Origin of the sequence: Jiella endophytica (genome assembly GCF_004519335.1) — a bacterium.
Lineage (GTDB): Bacteria > Pseudomonadota > Alphaproteobacteria > Rhizobiales > Rhizobiaceae > Jiella > Jiella endophytica.
The window spans coordinates 517,324-534,656 of record NZ_SOZD01000001.1; the positions used below are offsets into that span (position 1 = coordinate 517,324).

The 17,333-nt window shown below is 67.8% G+C and carries 13 protein-coding genes and 1 tRNA gene; 10 read left to right on the forward strand and 4 right to left on the reverse strand.

Features of this window, described 5'->3' with window-relative positions; translation table 11 throughout:
• Positions 1-29: 29 nt before the first annotated feature.
• Genes E3C22_RS02445 through E3C22_RS02455 form a run of 3 tightly spaced genes read right to left on the reverse strand, consistent with a single transcriptional unit; the run spans position 30 to position 2,945 of the window.
• Complete coding sequence (locus tag E3C22_RS02445) at positions 30-1,235, reverse strand: ABC transporter substrate-binding protein (protein WP_134759851.1); 1,206 nt, start codon at positions 1,233-1,235, stop codon at positions 30-32.
• A 25-nt stretch (positions 1,236-1,260) separates the two neighbouring features.
• Complete coding sequence (locus E3C22_RS02450) at positions 1,261-2,238, reverse strand: alpha/beta hydrolase (RefSeq protein ID WP_134759853.1); 978 nt, start codon at positions 2,236-2,238, stop codon at positions 1,261-1,263.
• Entirely contained in the window at positions 2,235-2,945 is a 711-nt protein-coding gene (locus tag E3C22_RS02455) for a GntR family transcriptional regulator (protein ID WP_134759855.1), read from the reverse strand. The genes E3C22_RS02450 and E3C22_RS02455 overlap by 4 nt, the downstream gene beginning before the upstream one ends.
• 97 nt (positions 2,946-3,042) lie before the next feature.
• Here E3C22_RS02455 and E3C22_RS02460 point away from each other — a divergent pair, with 97 nt between their 5' ends.
• Together E3C22_RS02460 and E3C22_RS02465 are read left to right on the forward strand one after the other, a co-directional pair.
• Positions 3,043-4,161: an ABC transporter ATP-binding protein gene (locus E3C22_RS02460; protein ID WP_134759856.1), complete on the forward strand. Its 1,119-nt coding sequence runs from the start codon at positions 3,043-3,045 to the stop codon at positions 4,159-4,161.
• Between the two features lie 334 nt (positions 4,162-4,495).
• Positions 4,496-6,601, forward strand: coding sequence for a molybdopterin oxidoreductase family protein (locus E3C22_RS02465; RefSeq protein WP_134759859.1), 2,106 nt, complete (start codon positions 4,496-4,498; stop codon positions 6,599-6,601).
• Positions 6,602-6,765: 164 nt separating this feature from the next.
• Here the strand turns inward: E3C22_RS02465 and E3C22_RS02470 are convergent, their stop codons facing one another.
• On the reverse strand, positions 6,766-7,176 hold the full coding sequence (locus E3C22_RS02470; protein WP_134759861.1) for an MAPEG family protein: 411 nt from the start codon (positions 7,174-7,176) through the stop codon (positions 6,766-6,768).
• 167 nt (positions 7,177-7,343) lie between these two features.
• Between E3C22_RS02470 and E3C22_RS02475 the strand changes: the two genes are divergently transcribed.
• The 8 genes from E3C22_RS02475 (at position 7,344) to E3C22_RS02510 (ending at position 17,309) form a co-directional block, all read left to right on the forward strand.
• The gene (locus tag E3C22_RS02475) at positions 7,344-7,916 is read left to right on the forward strand and encodes an NnrU family protein (RefSeq protein WP_134759863.1); all 573 of its coding nucleotides are present in this window, start codon (positions 7,344-7,346) and stop codon (positions 7,914-7,916) included.
• 230 nt (positions 7,917-8,146) lie between these two features.
• Complete coding sequence (locus tag E3C22_RS02480; protein ID WP_167591600.1) at positions 8,147-9,307, forward strand: tetratricopeptide repeat protein; 1,161 nt, start codon at positions 8,147-8,149, stop codon at positions 9,305-9,307.
• A gap of 33 nt (positions 9,308-9,340) precedes the next feature.
• Positions 9,341-10,774, forward strand: a complete 1,434-nt coding sequence (der, locus tag E3C22_RS02485; protein ID WP_134759867.1) for a ribosome biogenesis GTPase Der — start codon at positions 9,341-9,343, stop codon at positions 10,772-10,774.
• 197 nt (positions 10,775-10,971) lie between these two features.
• Positions 10,972-12,051: a cell wall hydrolase gene (locus E3C22_RS24630; protein ID WP_245514719.1), complete on the forward strand. Its 1,080-nt coding sequence runs from the start codon at positions 10,972-10,974 to the stop codon at positions 12,049-12,051.
• Positions 12,052-12,302: 251 nt separating this feature from the next.
• Positions 12,303-12,947 carry a bifunctional 4-hydroxy-2-oxoglutarate aldolase/2-dehydro-3-deoxy-phosphogluconate aldolase gene (gene eda, locus E3C22_RS02495; protein WP_134759869.1) on the forward strand — a complete coding sequence of 215 codons (645 nt, stop codon included), beginning with the start codon at positions 12,303-12,305 and terminating at the stop codon, positions 12,945-12,947.
• A gap of 70 nt (positions 12,948-13,017) precedes the next feature.
• Positions 13,018-13,092 (forward strand) — tRNA-Gly (locus tag E3C22_RS02500).
• 115 nt (positions 13,093-13,207) lie between these two features.
• Entirely contained in the window at positions 13,208-14,767 is a 1,560-nt protein-coding gene (locus tag E3C22_RS02505; protein WP_245514721.1) for a bifunctional aminoglycoside phosphotransferase/ATP-binding protein, read from the forward strand.
• Positions 14,768-14,993: 226 nt separating this feature from the next.
• Positions 14,994-17,309, forward strand: coding sequence for a phosphoketolase family protein (locus tag E3C22_RS02510; RefSeq protein WP_134759871.1), 2,316 nt, complete (start codon positions 14,994-14,996; stop codon positions 17,307-17,309).
• Positions 17,310-17,333: the final 24 nt, after the last annotated feature.

The following is a 17,333-nucleotide window of genomic DNA, read 5'->3' on the forward strand; positions in this document are numbered from 1 at the left end:
GCGGCTGGCGCGCTCCCGGGTGTAAGGGCTCACTCGGTGAAGAGGCCCTGCAGCTTCTCCATCATCGCCTCGGCGGTGATCTGGCCGGTCAGCGCCTGCTGCATCGCCGTCTGCCATTCGGTGTTGACGAAATCGGCGGTCGCCGAGGTCTGCGGCAGCACATGGGCGAAGGGCAGCGAGTTCACCGTCGCCTCGACGAAGCGCTTGGGATGGCCGTCATATTGCTCCGAGCCGGTCTTCGTCACCGGCATCTGGCCGGTCGCCTTGACGAACTCGATGTTGTTCTCCGGCTCGGCGAGGAAGGTCATCCATTTCCAGGCCGCATCCTTGTTCTCCGAGGCCGAAAACAGCGCCAGCGACTCGTCGCCATAGGAGGTCCAGGCGTTGCCGTCGCATTTCGGCACGGGCACCGCCGAGACCTTGTCGCCGAGCGCCGCGACGAGGTCGTTGGACGAGCCGATGTGATGGATGGTCATCGCCGTCTTGCCGGACTTGAAGGCGCCGATGATCTCCTGGAAGCCGTCGTTCGGCGCCGAGGGCGGGATCGACTTGTCGGTCTGGAACATGTCGACAAGCCACTGGTTCGCCTTGATCGCCTCGGGCGTCGTCAGGCCACCCGGCTCGAGCTTGGCGCCGCGGGACAGAACGAAGCTGCCCCACTGGTCCCAGCCGCCCTTGCCGCCGCGAAAGCCGAAGCCGTAGCGATCGGGCGCCTTGGTCAGCTTCTTGGCGTCCTCGCGGAATTCCTCGCAGGTCTTCGGCGGTTCGAGCCCGGCTTCCTTGAAGAGGTCCGCGCGGTAATAGAGGTAGAGGACGACATACTGGATCGGCAGATAGTACTGGGTGTCGTCAGGCCCCGCATTCAGCTTGAGCAGGTTGTCGAGCAGTTCCTTCTTGCCGTCCCAGGCGTCGATCCGGTCGCCGATCGGCTCCAGCGCGCCCATCTCGACGAGGCGCGGCTGGGCGAACAGCTTGACCATCGCCGCGTCGGGGGCGTTGCCGCCGATGATCGCGGTATAGAGATTGTCGTAATAGCTGTTCCAGGGAACGTTGTCGGCCTCGATCGTGATGTCGGGGTTCTGCTTCTCGAACTTCTGGACGAGACCCGACATCGGATTTTCCGGATTGTCGAAGTGGTACCAGAAGCGCACCGTCTCGGCCTGTGCCTGGGCGAAGCCGAGACCTGCGACGATGGCCGCGGCGGCGGCAGCGCATTTCAGTGTGATTTTCGACATTTCATTCCTCCCTGTTGTCGATGGATCAGCTGTGGTCGCGAACGAACCGTCCCGCCTGTTGAATGGCCTCGCGGGCCTGCGGCAACTCGTTCGTCATCTGCAGAAAACCGTGGACGACGCCCGGCACGATCTCTGCCCGCTCGCTCCGGCCGGCAGCGGCGAGTCGATGTTCGAGGGCCAACGTGTCGGAGAGCAGCGGGTCGATGCCCGCCGCCATGAGATGCAGCGGCGGCAGGGCGGCCAGCTCGTCCTCCGTGGCAAAAACCGGGCAGGCGAGGGCATCGCCGCGCATGTCGCGATCGCCGACATAGAAGCGCCAGTAGCGCTGCATCTTCGCCCGCGTCAGGCCCGGCCCATCGGCGAAGAAGCGGAAGGACGGGCTGTCGAAATCGGCGTCGTAATTGCCGTAGAAGAGGAGGGCGCCGGCAGCCGCCACCGGCCGACCCGCCCGTATCTCGTGGAGCAAGGCGGCGAAAGCGAGATTGGCGCCGGCGGAATCGCCGGCGAGAAACAGCGGCGCCGGCGCGAAACCTTCTTTGTCTGCCAGTGCCGGCAGGGCGCGCAGCGTCGCGACGATGTCCGTCAGCCCGGCGGGATGGGGATCTTCCGGCGCCAGCCGGTAGTCGGGCAGGAGCACCGGAAGGCCCGCCTCGGCGGCGAGGAGCCTTGCGCAGCGCTCGTGGGTCTCGGGGCTGCAGAAGGAAAATCCGCCGCCATGAACGAAGAGGATCAGGCCCTGGCGCGCTTCGAAAGGCACATGCAGCCTGCAGCGGATCGCCGGGGTGTCGAGAGCTGCATCTGCCGGCACGACAATTGCCTGGCCATAGGCCATCTCGGGCAGGGCGACGTTCCAGCGGCGATTGCCTGCCGCGGCGAGGGCGCGACCTTCATCCGGCGGCAGCGTCGTCGGGTCGGGCTGCGGCCCGTCTTCCCTCGCCATGCGCTCGATCAGCGCAGCCATTTCCGGCGCGAGTTCCGCGGAGAAGGTCAGTTGATCGGTCATTCCGGCGCTCCCGGAAACACCGTCGGGCCGAAGTCGACGATCGTCGCGATATGGTGGAAGAGCGCAGTCTTGGCGGCCTCCGCATCGCCGGCGCGGATCGCCGCGACGATCGGCTCGTGCCGGCGCGCCGTCTGGACGAGGTCGCGCGGCCCCGCCGACCGGGAGATCTTGTAGCGATGGTTGTGGACGAGGCAGCGCCGCAGGATCGGTTCCAGCGCCGTCAGCCTCGCCTCGCCGAACAGGCGTTGGTGGAAGTCGCGGTCGATGGAGGCGAGTTCGAGCTCGTCGTCGGCTTCCGCCGCCTCGATCATCGCGCCGACCATGTCGTCGAGATCGGCGACCAGCGCCCGGCCGGGCCGTTCCATCGCCCGGACGATGCCGCGGCATTCGATCGACTGGCGGATCCGGAAGAGCTCGACCGCCTCGTCCTCGGTGCAGTCGGACACCTGCGTGCCGCGATAGCCGTGCCTCAGCACCAGACCCTCGTCCTGCAGCTGCAGCAGCGCTTCCCGGATGGTGCCCTGGCTGCAGCCGAATCGTTCGGCGAGTTCGAGTTCGACGAGGCTGTCACCCGGCTGCAGCGCGCCGAGCATGATGTCGCGCTTCAGCGCCGCGAAGGCCGCCGTCGATTTGCCCGACGCCTGCCGGCGCGGCCGCCGGCTCGCCGTCGTCTGGATCGTCTTCGTCGGTGCGGCAGTGGGCGCCAAAATTCATGACCTTCTTGCAATCGATATCGTTATCATTATTGATAATGACACAGGCGTCAAGCCGGCGAACGAGCTGACAGGTGGGAGGAAAGCATCCATGGCAGCCATCGAACTGCGGAACATTCGCAAGGACTACGGGTCGATCACCGTCATCCGCGAGATCTCGCTGGCGATCGAATCCGGCGAGTTCGTCGTCCTTGTCGGCCCGTCCGGCTGCGGCAAGTCGACCCTTCTGCGGATGCTCGCCGGCCTCGAGGAGATCACCGACGGTGAATTGTTCATCGGCGGGCGGCCGGTCGGGCATCTGCCGCCGGCCGAGCGCAATGTCGCGATGGTCTTTCAGGATTACGCGCTCTATCCGCATATGAGCGTCTCGGAGAACATGGGCTTCGGGCTGAAGATGCGCGACACCGCCCAGCGCGAGATCGACGAGCGGGTCGCCAATGCCGCATCGATCCTGAAGATCGAACCCTATCTCGACCGCCGGCCCGGCCAGCTTTCGGGCGGCCAGCGCCAGCGCGTGGCGATGGGCCGGGCGATCGTGCGCGATCCCGACGCCTTCCTCTTCGACGAGCCCCTGTCCAATCTCGACGCGGCGCTGCGCGTCGAGATGCGGCTGGAGATCGCCAAGCTGCACGGGCGGATCAAGGCGACGACCGTCTATGTCACCCACGACCAGGTGGAGGCGATGACCCTCGCCGACCGGATCGTCGTGATGAATGGCGGCAATGTCGAGCAGGTCGGCCAACCGCTGGAGCTCTATCACAGCCCGGCGACGCTGTTCGTCGCGCAGTTCATCGGCAGCCCGACGATGAACGTCGTCGAATGCGAGGTGGTCGCCAACCGGCCCGACGCGGTCGAGGTCGCTCTGCCGTCCGGCCGGGTCGCGATGCCCTTTGCCGGCAAGGAGCGCCCGCAGCACGGCGTCACCCTCGGCATCCGGCCCGAGGACCTTTCGTCGACGTCCGAGGGGGATTCCTGGTTCTCGGGGACGCTCAGCGTCGTCGAGCGGCTCGGCGGCCAGACCTTCGGCTATCTCGATATCGGCCGCGACAAGATGATCACCGTCGAACTGCCGCGCGACAGCCGCGCCAGGGTCGGAGATCGGCTGAGCGTCGCGAGCAAGGCGGCCAATGCTCATCTGTTCGACACGGAGACGGGCAGGCGGCTCGACACGACTCCCGAGGCGTCCTCGGCAACGGCCCGCGTCGCCTGATCCGACGGTTGAAGGCCGCTCGCATCTGGCGCCTGGCTTGTTCCGCTTTGTTCCGGAGCCCCTGACAGGCCGCCTTCGGGATCGGACGCCCGTGTGTTTCGCCCGGCCAGCATGGAGATCCGGAGATCGGCAGGGGAACAGGATTTCCTGTCGCGGCAACAACTTCGCCGTCGCTGTTGCGAGGCGGCTTGGCTAGGTTCGGCGGATGCCCCTGACTTCGGGCGATGGCAGCGCTGCGGGACGAAACCGGACACGGCAAGGCCGGGCGGCCGCACCCCGTCGGCCGACCGCAGCGGGCCTGTCGCGCAACGCAATTCCGGTCTAAACCTGACTGATGAACAAGCCGCTCCCCATCGCCATCGGCCACAGCGCCTGTCCCCACGACTGCCCGTCGACCTGCGCGCTCGACGTCGAGATCCTGCCGGATGGTCGGATCGGGCGGCTGCGCGGCGCGGCGGAGAACGACTATACGGCGGGCGTCATCTGCGCCAAGGTGGCGCGCTATGCCGAGCGCGTCCATCACGCGAACAGATTGCTGAAACCTCTTCAGCGCACTGGCGAAAAGGGATCTGGTGGGTGGCGCGAGATCGGCTGGGACGACGCCCTCGACCTGATCGCCGAGAAGTTCCTCGCCGCCGAGGTCGCCTACGGTCCGGAAGCCGTCTGGCCCTATCAATATGCCGGTACCATGGGGCTCGTGCAGCGCGACGGCATCCACCGGCTGCGCCATGCCAAGCGCTATTCCGGCCAGTTCGATTCGATCTGCACCAACATGGCTTGGACCGGCTGGTTCGTCGGTGCGGGCGCGATGCGCGGTGCCGACCCGCGCGAGATCGCCAAGTCGGACTGCGTGGTGATCTGGGGCACCAACGCCGTCGCCACCCAGGTCAATGTGATGACCCACGCGGCGAAGGCGCGGAAGGAGCGCGGCGCGAAGATCGTCGTCATCGACATCTACGACAATGCGACGATGAAGCAGGCAGACCTCGCCTTGAAGCTCAGGCCCGGCACCGACGCGGCGCTCGCCTGCGCGCTGATGCATGTGGCCTTCCGGGACGGCACCGCAGACCGCGACTATCTTTCCCGCTACACCGACGATCCCGCCGGGCTGGAAGCCCATCTTCAAAGCCGCACGCCGGAATGGGCGGCGGGGATCACCGGCCTTTCGACGGACGAGATCGAGGCCTTCGCGGCGTTGATCGGCCGCACGCCGCGGAGCTATTTCCGCCTCGGCTACGGCTTCACCCGCCAACGCAACGGCGCCGTCGCCATGCATGCGGCGATGTCGGTGCCGGCGGTCTTTGGCCACTGGCGCCACAAGGGCGGCGGGGCGTTCCACTCCAACTCCGACATCTTCGGCCTCGACAAGTCGGAGATCATGGGGGCCGCCGATCGCGATTCCTCGGTGCGCTATCTCGACCAGTCGCGCATCGGTGCGGTGCTGACCGGTGACCGTGCGGCGCTGTCGGACGGCCCGCCGGTGACGGCGATGCTCGTCCAGAATACCAATCCGGCCAATGTCTGCCCCGAGCAGCGCCTCGTGAAGCAGGGACTGATGCGGGACGAACTCTTCGTCGTCGTCCACGAGCAGTTCATGACCGACACGGCAAAGCTTGCCGATCTGGTCATCCCGGCGACGATGTTCCTCGAACATGACGACATCTATCGCGGCGGCGGCCAGAACCACATCACCCTCGGGCCGAAGCTGGTCGATCCGCCGGCGACCGTTCGCACCAACCACTTCGTCGTCGAGGAACTGGCCAAGCGCCTCGGCGTCGCCGATCGGCCGGGCTTCGGCCTGAGCGAGCGCCAGCTGATCGACAACATGCTGAAGGTCAGCGGCGAGCCGGGCGGCTTCGACGCGCTGAAGACCGGCCGCTGGATCGACAAGCAGCCGGATTTCGAGACGGCGCATTTCCTGAAGGGCTTCGGCTGGCCGGATGGAAAGTTCCGCTTCAAGCCGGACTGGGCCGGCTCCATGGCGCCGAACCGGCCGCCGGAGAGCCTCGGCCTGCAGGGCCCGCATCGCGACCTGCCGGGCTTTCCCGACCATGCCGAGCTGATCGAGGCCGCCGATCCGGCGCATCCCTATCGCCTCGCCACCTCGCCGGCGCGCCAGTTCCTGAACTCGACCTTTGCCGAGACCCCCGGTTCGCGCCAGCGCGAGGGCGGGCCCGAGCTGATGGTCCATCCGGCGGATGCAGCCCGGGAAGGGCTGGCTGACGGCACGGTCGTCACCATCGGCAACCAGCGCGGCGAGGTCCGGCTCGCCGTGAAGATCACCGGCACGGTGAAGCCCGGCGTCCTCGTCCACGAGGGGCTCTGGGCGAATTCGGACTTCCTCGACGGCGAGGGCATCAACGCGCTGACCGGCGCCGATCCCGTCGCGCCCTTCGGCGGCGCGGCGTTCCACGACAACCGGGTGTGGCTGCGGGCGTAGTTTTTGCGCGGCGGACGGCAATCCGCTCGTGATGCTTAGCTTTCGGCGGGTCCCCGCCTACGGCTAACACGCTGCCTGTCTCGCCCGCATCACGGTATCCGGGTAACGAGGTCATGCGACGCGACAACGGGCTCGCACCTCAGGATGAGGGGCCAGCCCCGCCGTCACACCCCCAGCGCCATGACCCCGTGGATGAGCGCGGCGAGTGCCGCACCGACCATTGCCAGGAAGGACAGGCCGGTGCCGGCCGAGCGCTGCCAGGCCGGCGCGTCGGCGGCGGTGAAGTGCAGCCCATGCAGCACCCGCCCGAGGGTGAGCATGATGCCGAGGACGTGGAGGATCAGCGCCGAGGTGCCGAGCAGCGCCGCAAGCGTCATCGAGATCAGGGTGATCGGGATGAACTCGATGGCGTTGGCATGGCCCCGCATCACCCGGATCATCCGCGGATTGCCGCCGTCGCCCATGAAGACCTTTTCGCGCTGGCGGATCAGCCCGGTCTGCACTGCGAGCCAGATCAGGACGAAGCTGTTCAGCCCGGCATAGATCGCCACCGCGGCAAGTCCCAAGACATTCATGCGAATTTTATCCTTCGTTGCGCGATGACGCTTCGCTTAAAGTCGCGGCGACGTAGTATCAGACATCGACGAGCCGGCGAAGTCCGTACAAGGGGATGCGCGACGGCCGGCAGGCGCATGGCGGGCGTGGTCTTTCAGAGCTGCCGCGTCGCAAGAGGGGCGGGCACATGATCACACTCATCATCGGACTTTTCATCTTTCTCGGCATCCACTCCTTCCGCATCGTCTCCGATGCCGGGCGAGCCGCGGCGATCCGGCGGCTCGGCGAGATGCGGTTCAAGGGAGCCTATTCGATCCTCTCGCTGGTGGGCCTCGTCCTCACCGTCTGGGGCTATGGCTGGGCACGGGACGGGCAGGGCATGCTCTATGATCCGCTGCCGGGGCTGAAGCACGTGGCGCTGGTGCTGGTGCCGGTGGCTTTCGTCCTCGTCGCGGCTGCCTACACGCCGACCGGCCGCATCAAGACGACGGTGCGCCATCCGATGGTGCTCGGCGTCGCGCTCTGGGCCCTCGGCCATCTCTTTGCCAATGGCGGCACGGCGGACGTCGTCCTGTTCGGCGCCTTCTTCGTCTGGGCGGTGGTCGACTATCTCAATTCGCTCGGCCGCAGCGCTCCGGTCACCGGCGAAACTCCGCGCACCATCGGCGATGTCGCGGCGGTCGTTGCCGGGCTCGTCGCCGCGGCGGTGTTTCTCGGCGGTTTGCATCGCTGGCTCTTCGACGTCTCGCCGCTCGGCTGAGCGCGCCGGTGGAGCCAACGCAAAGGCTTCACCCGGAATCGTGACCTGGCCAGCGGGTCTGACGTTCCGGCATTTCCCGCTCCGCCCGGACCGGGCGCAAGCGGCTGCCGCGACCGATGCCGCCACGCTCTGCTCTTTCGTCGCCGCGAAAAATCGTTAGAAGACGCCTTGATTTCCATCTGTGCGACCGCCTGGCGGTCGCGGCGGTGGGAAAGAAGGAAAGCGAGCGGATGAGCGACGACAGTTTTTTCAGGGAAGTCGACGAAGAGCTTCGCCAGGACAAGGTCAGGGCGGTCTGGACGCGGTTCGGCACCTGGCTGGTCGGCGGCGTCGTCGCGGTCGTTGCCGTGACGGCCGCATACGTCGCCTGGGAGCACTACCAGACGAACCGGGCCAACGCCGCGGGCGACCGCTTCGCCACCGCCGTCAAGCTTGCCGACGACGGCAAGAGCGACGCTGCCGTCGAGGCCCTGAATGGCGTGATCGAGGAGGGCGTCGGTGCCTATCCGGCGCTCGCGCAGATGGCGATCGGCGGCATCGAGGCCAAGGCCGGCCACCCGAAGGAGGCCGTCGCCGCCTATGACAAGGTCTCCGACGAGGCAGACGCGCCCAAGGGCCTGCGCGACATGGCGTCGATCCGCGCCGGCTACGTGCTGGTCGATTCCGGCAGCCTCGACGAGGTTCGCCAGCGCGTCGAGCGGCTCTCCGGCGACAGCGAGCCGCTGCGCTTTCCGGCGCGCGAGGCGATCGCCCTTGCCGCCTGGAAGGCCGGTGACGCCAAGACCGCCAAGCCGCTGCTCGACCAGCTGGTCACCGATCCCGGCACCCCGCGGGACATTTCCGGCCGGGCACGCATTCTGCTCGACCTGATCAATTCCGGCGCCACCGGCCCCGATGCGCTGCCGCCGGCAAAGCCCGGCAGCGCCGCGGCCGAGGCCGGCGCCGACAACGGCCTCGGCAGCGTCGATCTCAACGGCCTCCTCGACACCTCCGGCAGTTCCGGCGAGGCGGACGCTACGGCACCGGTACCCGGCGGGGCGACGATGCCGACCACCGATCTCGGCACCACGGCTGCGCCCGCTGCCTCGGGCGATCCCGCCGCCCCGGCCGATGCTCAGGCTGCGCCCGCTGACGCGGCGCCGGCCGCTGCTGGCCCCGACACGTCGGGTCAGCCGTCGGCACCTGAGGATGCTGCCCCCGCCGCCACGAATGCGGCGCCACAGAACGCGCCCGCGGCGGATGCGAATGCACCGGCGGCGGATGCGAGCGCGCCGGCGGATGCATCGTCCGAGCCTTCCGCCACCACCATCGAGCCAGAGTCCACCACCGTCGTGCCTGCCGAAGGCGATGCGCCGCCGCCCGCCTCGGACACGCCGGCAACCGGCAATTGAGCCGCGGCCAAGCTAGAAGGAAACCGTCCCGACATGGTCACCATCGCCATCATCGGTCGGCCGAATGTCGGGAAGTCGACGCTGTTCAACCGCCTCGTCGGGCGGCGTCTCGCCCTCGTCGACGATCGGCCGGGCGTCACCCGCGACCGGCGCATGGGCGAGGCGCGGCTGATGGATCTCGAATTCGGGATCGTCGACACCGCCGGACTCGAGGATGCCGGCGCCGAGACCCTCGAGGGCCGTATGCGGGCGCAGACCGAGGCGGCGATCGCCGCCGCCGATCTCTGCCTGTTCATGATCGACGTGAAGGCCGGTCTGACGCCGCAGGACCAGGATTTCGCCGAGCTGCTGCGCCGCTCGGCCCGCAAGGTGATCCTCGTCGCCAACAAGGCCGAGGCCCGCGGCTCGCAGGCCGGCCTCCTCGATGCCTATTCCGTCGGTCTCGGCGAGCCGGTGGCGATCTCGGCCGAACATGGCGAAGGCATGGGCGACCTGCGCGACGCCATGGTCGAGGCGCTCGGCCGCGCCGCCTTCCGCCCGGCAAAGCCGGCGAAAGCCGCCGAGGAAGAGCCGCTCACCGAAGACGCCGCGGATGAAGAGCCCGGCGACGAGGACGAGGCGATCGAGCCCTACGACGCGACGAAGCCTTTGCGGCTCGCCATCGTCGGTCGGCCGAATGCCGGCAAGTCGACGCTGATCAACCGCTTCCTCGGCGAGGATCGGCTGCTGACCGGCCCCGAGGCGGGCATCACCCGCGATTCGATCTCCGTCGAATGGGAATGGCGCGGCCGGAAGATCAAGGTCTTCGACACTGCCGGCATGCGCCGCAAGGCGCGGATCCAGGAAAAGCTGGAAAAGCTCTCCGTCGCCGACGGCCTGCGCGCCATCCGTTTCGCCGAGGTGGTGGTCATCGTCTTCGACGTGACGATCCCCTTCGAGCGGCAGGATCTCTCGATCGTCGACCTCATCGAGCGCGAAGGCCGGGCGCCTGTGATTGCCTTCAACAAATGGGATCTCGTCGAGGATCGCCAGGCGCTGCTCGCCGATCTGCGCGAGAAGACCGGACGGCTTTTGCCGCAATTGCGCGGGATAAAGGCGGTGACGGTCTCCGGCGAGACCGGCGAGGGGATCGACCGGCTGATGAAGGCGGTGACCGAAACGCACGAGATCTGGAACCGGCGGGTCAGCACGGCGCGGCTGAATCAGTGGCTGGAACGCGCGGTCGCCAAGCATCCGCCGCCGGCGGTCGCTGGACGACGCGTTAACGTCAAGTATATGACGCAGATCAAGACGCGGCCGCCGAGCTTCGTCGTCTCGACCGCCCGGCCGGAAGCGCTCGGCGCGAGCTACACGCGCTATCTCGTCAATGGCTTGCGCGACCAGTTCGGTTTCGCCGGCGTTCCGATCAGGCTAGCTTTGCGCAAGCCTCGCAACCCTTACGCATTGAAAAAGAAACGTTCGTCTTGAAAAGACCAAATTTCGTTAACCATTAGACAAGGTTAATGGGGGATGTTTTAGCAGCATCTGTGGGAAATCTGTAACAGGCAAGCGGGGGCTTGATGGGGGCTGAGGGGCCGGCGGCGGAAAGCCGTGCGTGGCGACGTGGCTATCGAATGGCAGGGCGTGTCACGGCGATCGTGGGTTCGGGGATGTTGCTCGTGGGGATGAGCGCCACCCGGATCGATCATCAGGACATCACCAAACTCGTCGCCGGCGCCGATAGCGCCGGACGGGCGCATGCCTTTCTGGTGGCCGGCCGCTTCGGCCAGATGTCGGCCGCCGATCTCGCCTATTCGGCGGACGAGGGCGCCCGCATGCTCGCCGAGCGCAAGGCCGCCGAGGCCCATGCCCGGCGCATGGCGCTGGTTGCAGAGGGCGACGAGCCGCACATCCGGCGCTCCGGCAAGTCCGGCCGCGTCGCCGGCCCGGTCGGCGATCTTTCCCGCTTCGGCCTTGCGGCCGGTTCCGTCTTCGATGGCCGGGGCCTCCTCGGTCCGCGCGTCACCGGTGCCGAGGCGCGCATCCGCACCGCCTTCGGCCGGGTCAATCCGACGACCCGCGACGCCGTGGCGCTGGCGACCAGCTTCCAGCTGATGGGCCCGCCGAAATTCGACAAGAAGAACGACGGCAAGGCGGCCGACAAGGTCATGCTCGCCTCGCTGCGTCCCGGCGATGACACCGGCGCCCTCGGCTATGCGCCGGCCGATGGCGGCACTGCCGGCCGGGCCTCGTCGATGTTCGAGCGCGTCCTCAAGGACCAGCCGGAAGCCTTCATCCCGCCGGTCGACGGCGACGACCACGCCTGGGCCGCGACGCCGCTGCCGAAGGAAGCCTACAGCGAATCCGAGCAGACCTGCCTTGCCAACGGCATCTATTTCGAGGCCCGCGGCGAGAGCGAAGAGGGCCAGGCGGCCGTCGCCCAGGTGATCCTCAACCGCGTGCGCAATCCGGCCTATCCGAACTCGATCTGCGGCGTCGTCTATCAGAACAAGAACTGGCGCAACCGCTGCCAGTTCTCCTTCGCCTGCGACGGCCACAAGGACCGCATCCGCGACGCCGGCGCCTATGCCAAGGCCGAAGAGATCGCCAAGGAGGCGACCACCGGCGAGGTCTGGATCGCCGAGGTCGGTTCGGCGACGCATTATCACGCCAACTACGTTCGCCCGCGCTGGGCACGGGCGATGGAGAAGGTCGACAAGATCGGCCGCCACATCTTCTATCGCACCTTCAACGGTGGCCGCTGAGCCGCCGCCTCCGGGCAGGGTCCGGATGGCCGGCCCGTCGCGCTCCGGCCAATTCGCCCGACGCTTTTTTCGATCGACACGCTTTTCACCATGACGCGCGATGGTCTAAGCCTTCGCGCGAATACAGCATCGATCCGAAAATCGGAATCGATTTCCGGACCGCACGATGCGGTGAATCAAAGAGGAAGAGCGTCCTTTGCGCGTCCATTCGGGCGCAGGGCGCTCTGATGTCATTGGAGCGCGTCATCGCCATGAGCCAGGATTCCAAACGCCTTCTCCAGATCCTGACGGCGCAGCCGGTGGTGCCGGTCGTCGCCGTCGAGAGCGCCGGCGAGGGCGTCTCGCTCGCCCGCGCGCTCGTCGCCGGCGGCATCCGCTGCATCGAGGTCACGCTGCGCACGCCCGCCGCCATCGAGGCGATCAGGGCGATCGTCGGCGAAGTCCCGGACATGGTCTGCGGTGCCGGCACCATCCTGACGCCGAAACAGTTCACCGAGGCCGAAAAGGCCGGATCGAAATTCATCGTCTCGCCCGGGGCGACCGTCGAGGTTCTCGACGCGGCGCGCGGCAGCGACGTGCCGCTCCTGCCGGGGTCGGCGACGCCGAGCGAGATGATGGCGATGCTGCAGGAGGGCTACGAGGTGCTGAAGTTCTTCCCGGCCGAGCAGATCGGCGGGGCGGCGCTTCTGAAGTCCATCGCGCCCGTGATGCCGGCCTTGAAATTCTGCCCGACCGGCGGCGTCTCGATGAAGAACGTCAAGGATTACCTGAGCTTGCTGAACGTTCTTTGCGTTGGCGGCTCTTGGCTCGCGCCGAAGGACAAGGTCGCCGCCGGCGACTGGGCGGGCATCACCGAGCTTGCCAGGGAGGCCGCCGGGCTGAAGGCGGCCGCCTGACGAAACCGTTCGGGCCGCCGCCGATTTCGGCTTGACGGTCCGGCGGCGCGGCGGCAATGTCCTCGCCGTTGCGGGTGTAGTTCAGTGGTAGAACGCAAGCTTCCCAAGCTTGATGTCGTGGGTTCGATCCCCATCGCCCGCTCCAGTTCCTCAGACGATGACGCCCGCCTTCGGCCAGTGACCAGGCCAGGGTCGCGCTGCCACGCCGGGGCGGGCCGCGTCGATGGCCTTTCGCTGACATCCTTGCCGGGAGGTCCGCCATGAGCGACATGCCGGATGAGGCCGTCGTCCGCTTCCTGAGGGAGCAGGGCTTTAAGGGCGTCGATCCCCAAGCCGTCGCGACGGTGACGACGCATATCTCGCTGCTTCTGATCGGCGGCGACACGGCGCTGAAGCTGAAGCGGCCGGTCAGGCTTCCCTATGCGGATTTCTCGACGCCTGAGCTGCGGCTCGCCGCGTGCAGGAGTGAGGTCGATCTCAACCGGCGCACGGCGCCGGAACTCTATCGCGGCGTCCACCGCATCACCCGCGAAGCCGATGGCGCGTTTGCCCTCGACGGCGACGGCGAACTCGTCGATGCGCATGTCGAGATGCACCGCTTCGACGACGCCTCGCTGCTCGACCGTCAGGCCGAGGCCGGCACGCTCGACATCGCACTGATGGGGCCGCTCGGGGCCGCCATCGCCGATTTTCACCAAAGCCTTGCGCCTGTCGCCCGCACCGGCGGGGCGGCCCGCATGGCCGGCGTCCTCGACGTCAACGAGGCGGCGCTCGCCACCACCGACGTCTTTCCGGCCGACGAGGTGAGCGACTTCAACCGCCGCTTCCGCGCCGCGCTGTCGCGGCTCGCGCCGCTGCTCGATCAGCGGGCGGAGGACGGGAAGGTGCGGCGCGGCCACGGCGACTTGCATCTTCGCAACATCTGCCTGATCGAGGGCAGGCCGGTGCTCTTCGACTGCCTGGAATTCAACGAGGAACTCGGCACCACCGACGTCTTCTACGATCTCGCCTTCCTCCTGATGGATCTCTGGCATCGGCGCCTCTTCGATCACGCCAATCTGGTGATGAACCGCTATCTCGACCTCACCGGCGACGAGGCGGGCCTGCCGGCACTGCCTTTCTTCATGGCGGTGCGCGCCGCCGTCAGGGCGCATGTCGGCGCGACGGCGGCGGCGAGCGGTGACGGCGCCTCGACCGAGCGTGCCGAGGCCCGCCGCTATTTCGACCTCGCCGGCGAGCTCCTCGAAGAACGGCGAAGCGTCCTCGTCGCCGTCGGCGGCCTCTCCGGCTCGGGCAAGTCGACGGTCGCCCGCGCCGTCGCCTCCGGCATCGGCCCGGCGCCGGGCGCCCGGACGATCTCCAGCGACAGGCTGCGCAAGCGGCTCTTTGGCGTCGCCCCCGAAACCCGCCTGCCGGCAACCGCCTATCGGCCCGAGGTGACGGCGACGGTCTACGAGACGCTGTGCGCCGCGAGCGCCGCCGTTCTCGGCCTCGGCCACGCGGTCGTTGCCGACGCGACCTTTGAGCGACGGGTGGACCGCGACCGCATCGCAGCGGTGGCGCAAGAGGCGAAGGTTCCGTTCGTCGGGCTCTGGCTCGACGTTCCGGCAGGCGAGCTCCTGCGCCGCGTCGGCGCGCGGACCGGCGATCCTTCCGATGCGACGCCCGATGTCGTGCGCCGCCAGCTCGCGCAAGACCATGGCGACATCGCCTGGATGCCGGTGCCGGGAACCGGCACGCCCGAGGCGGTCGCGGCGCGGGCGCGGGCGATCGTCGGAGGCGCTGACGCCGAGGCAAGCGGCGCCAGCTCCGACACGTAGCAGCCGAGCGGAGGCAGCGCCCTTCGCCCGTCCGTCATCCTGCGGTCACGCGAAGGGTGCTTTGACGTCGGTCAATGCGGTGGCTGCGAAGAGCTGGCCAGATGCCGCCGAAGATCCGCGACGGGGCGGATCGGCGATCTCCGGGCGCGGCCTTCTCGCGCTACCGCCGGCATCGCCCCCGGGAGCCCGACCGCAGCCTGCTGCGAGAGGCAAGGAGCAAGCGACCATGAGCGACCTGATCGATCCCGCAAGGAGCGAGGTTTCGGACGAGGAGCTGGCGCTGATCGACCGCTACTGGCGGGCTGCCAACTATCTCTCCGTCGGGCAGATCTACCTTCTCGGCAATCCTCTCCTGCGCGAGCCGCTGAAGGCCGAACACGTCAAGCCGCGGCTCCTCGGCCACTGGGGCACGACGCCGGGGCTGAACTTCGTCTATGCCCATCTCAACCGGATCATCAACGCCCGTGACGCAGAGGTGCTCTATGTCTGCGGCCCCGGCCACGGCGGCCCCGGCATGGTGGCGAACACCTGGCTCGAAGGCACCTACAGCGAGATCTATCCGGAGATCTCCGACGATGCCGAGGGCATGAAGAAGCTGTTCCGGCAGTTCTCCTTTCCGGGCGGCATACCGAGCCACGCAGCGCCCGAGACGCCGGGCTCGATCCACGAGGGCGGCGAGCTCGGCTACGCCCTCGTCCATGCCTTCGGCGCCGCCTTCGACAATCCCGATCTCATCGTCGCCTGCGTCGTCGGCGATGGCGAGGCGGAGACCGGCCCGCTCGCCGCCTCCTGGCACTCCAACAAGTTCCTCAATCCCGTCCGCGACGGCGCCGTCCTGCCGATCCTCCATCTCAACGGCTACAAGATCGCCAATCCGACGGTCCTCGCGCGAATCTCCGACGAGGAGCTGACGGACCTCTTTTCCGGCTACGGCTATGCGCCGATCCTCGTCGAGGGTGAGGATCCCGCCCGGATGCACCGCAGGATGGCTCATGCCCTCGACGAGGCCTTCGACGAGATCGCGGCGATCAGGGCCGAGCACCGTGCCGGAAGGGCGGCAGGCCGGCCGCGCTGGCCGATGATCATCCTGCGCAGCCCGAAGGGCTGGACCGGGCCGAAGGAGGTCGACGGCAAGAAGGTCGAGGGCTTCTGGCGCGCCCATCAGGTGCCGGTCTCCAATGCCCGCGGCGACGAGAGCCATCGCCGCATCCTGGAAGACTGGATGCGCAGCTATCGCCCGCAAGACCTGTTCGACGCGGACGGCCGCCTCGTTCCCGAACTCGCCGCCCTGGCGCCCAGGGGCGAGCGGCGCATGGGCGCCGTCCCCCATGCCAATGGCGGGCGCCTGCGCCAGGAATTGCAACAGCCCGCGATCGAGGCCCACGCCGTCGATGTTCGCCTTTTCGGGCCGGACGAGACCGCCTCGAACCGTCTCGACGCGGTGTTCGGCACCACCGGACGGGCGTGGATGGAAGAGATCGAGCCCTATGACGTTTCGCTCGCGCGGGACGGGCGAGTGATGGAGATCCTCAGCGAGCATCTCTGCCAGGGCTGGCTGGAAGGCTATCTCCTGACCGGCCGCCACGGCTTCTTTTCCTGCTACGAGGCCTTCATCCACATCGTCGATTCGATGTTCAACCAGCACGCCAAGTGGCTGAAGGTGACGCGGCAGCTGAAATGGCGGGCGCCGGTCTCGTCGCTGAACTACCTTCTCACCTCGCATGTCTGGCGCCAGGACCACAACGGCTTCAGCCACCAGGATCCGGGCTTCGTCGACCATGTCGCCAACAAGAAGGCCGACGTCGTGCGGATCTATTTCCCGCCCGACGCCAATTCCCTGCTGTGCGTCGCCGACCATTGCCTGGCGACCTACGACCGCATCAACGTCATCGTCGCCGGCAAGCAGCCCTCGCCGCAATGGCTGGCGATGGAGGATGCCAAGGCCCATTGCGAGGCCGGCGCCGGCATCTGGGACTGGGCGGGAACGGCCGGTCACGGCGAGGAGCCCGACGTCGTCCTCGCCTGCGCGGGCGACGTGCCGACGCTCGAGGCCGTCGCTGCGGCTGGCCTCCTGCGCGAGCTGCTGCCTGAGGTGAAGACCCGGCTCGTCAACGTCGTCGACCTGATGACGCTGCAGGCGCCGGAGCACCATCCCCACGGCCTTGCCGACGACCGGTTCGATGCGCTCTTCACCACCGACAAGCCGGTGGTCTTCGCCTATCACGGCTATCCGATGCTGATCCACCGGCTGACCTACAAGCGGACCAACCATCGCAACATCCATGTCCGCGGCTATCAGGAGGAGGGGACCACGACGACACCCTTCGACATGGTGGTGATGAACGAGCTCGACCGCTTTCACCTGGCGCTGGAGGCGATAAACCGCCTGCCGGATCAGGGAGAGGCGGGCGAGGCGGCGGTGGCCGAGCTGCGCCGGCGCCTTGCCGAACATCGGACCTATATCTGCGAGCATGGCGAGGATCTGCCGGAGATCCGCAACTGGAGCTGGCCCTATGGGTCGGCGGCGCGCGCCGGAGACTGAGATGTTCCCCGAAAAGCCGCAGCA

What these genes read in the sequence shown, in the direction of transcription:
- eda (WP_134759869.1), top strand. Translation starts at nt 12,303, where the DNA reads ATGAGCCAGGATTCCAAACGCCTTCTCCAGATCCTGACGGCGCAGCCG.
- E3C22_RS02470 (WP_134759861.1), bottom strand. Translation starts at nt 7,176, where the DNA reads ATGAATGTCTTGGGACTTGCCGCGGTGGCGATCTATGCCGGGCTGAAC.
- der (WP_134759867.1), top strand. Translation starts at nt 9,341, where the DNA reads ATGGTCACCATCGCCATCATCGGTCGGCCGAATGTCGGGAAGTCGACG.
- E3C22_RS02460 (WP_134759856.1), top strand. Translation starts at nt 3,043, where the DNA reads ATGGCAGCCATCGAACTGCGGAACATTCGCAAGGACTACGGGTCGATC.
- E3C22_RS24630 (WP_245514719.1), top strand. Translation starts at nt 10,972, where the DNA reads ATGAGCGCCACCCGGATCGATCATCAGGACATCACCAAACTCGTCGCC.
- E3C22_RS02465 (WP_134759859.1), top strand. Translation starts at nt 4,496, where the DNA reads ATGAACAAGCCGCTCCCCATCGCCATCGGCCACAGCGCCTGTCCCCAC.
- E3C22_RS02445 (WP_134759851.1), bottom strand. Translation starts at nt 1,235, where the DNA reads ATGTCGAAAATCACACTGAAATGCGCTGCCGCCGCCGCGGCCATCGTC.
- E3C22_RS02480 (WP_167591600.1), top strand. Translation starts at nt 8,147, where the DNA reads ATGAGCGACGACAGTTTTTTCAGGGAAGTCGACGAAGAGCTTCGCCAG.
- E3C22_RS02510 (WP_134759871.1), top strand. Translation starts at nt 14,994, where the DNA reads ATGAGCGACCTGATCGATCCCGCAAGGAGCGAGGTTTCGGACGAGGAG.
- E3C22_RS02475 (WP_134759863.1), top strand. Translation starts at nt 7,344, where the DNA reads ATGATCACACTCATCATCGGACTTTTCATCTTTCTCGGCATCCACTCC.
- E3C22_RS02450 (WP_134759853.1), bottom strand. Translation starts at nt 2,238, where the DNA reads ATGACCGATCAACTGACCTTCTCCGCGGAACTCGCGCCGGAAATGGCT.
- E3C22_RS02505 (WP_245514721.1), top strand. Translation starts at nt 13,208, where the DNA reads ATGAGCGACATGCCGGATGAGGCCGTCGTCCGCTTCCTGAGGGAGCAG.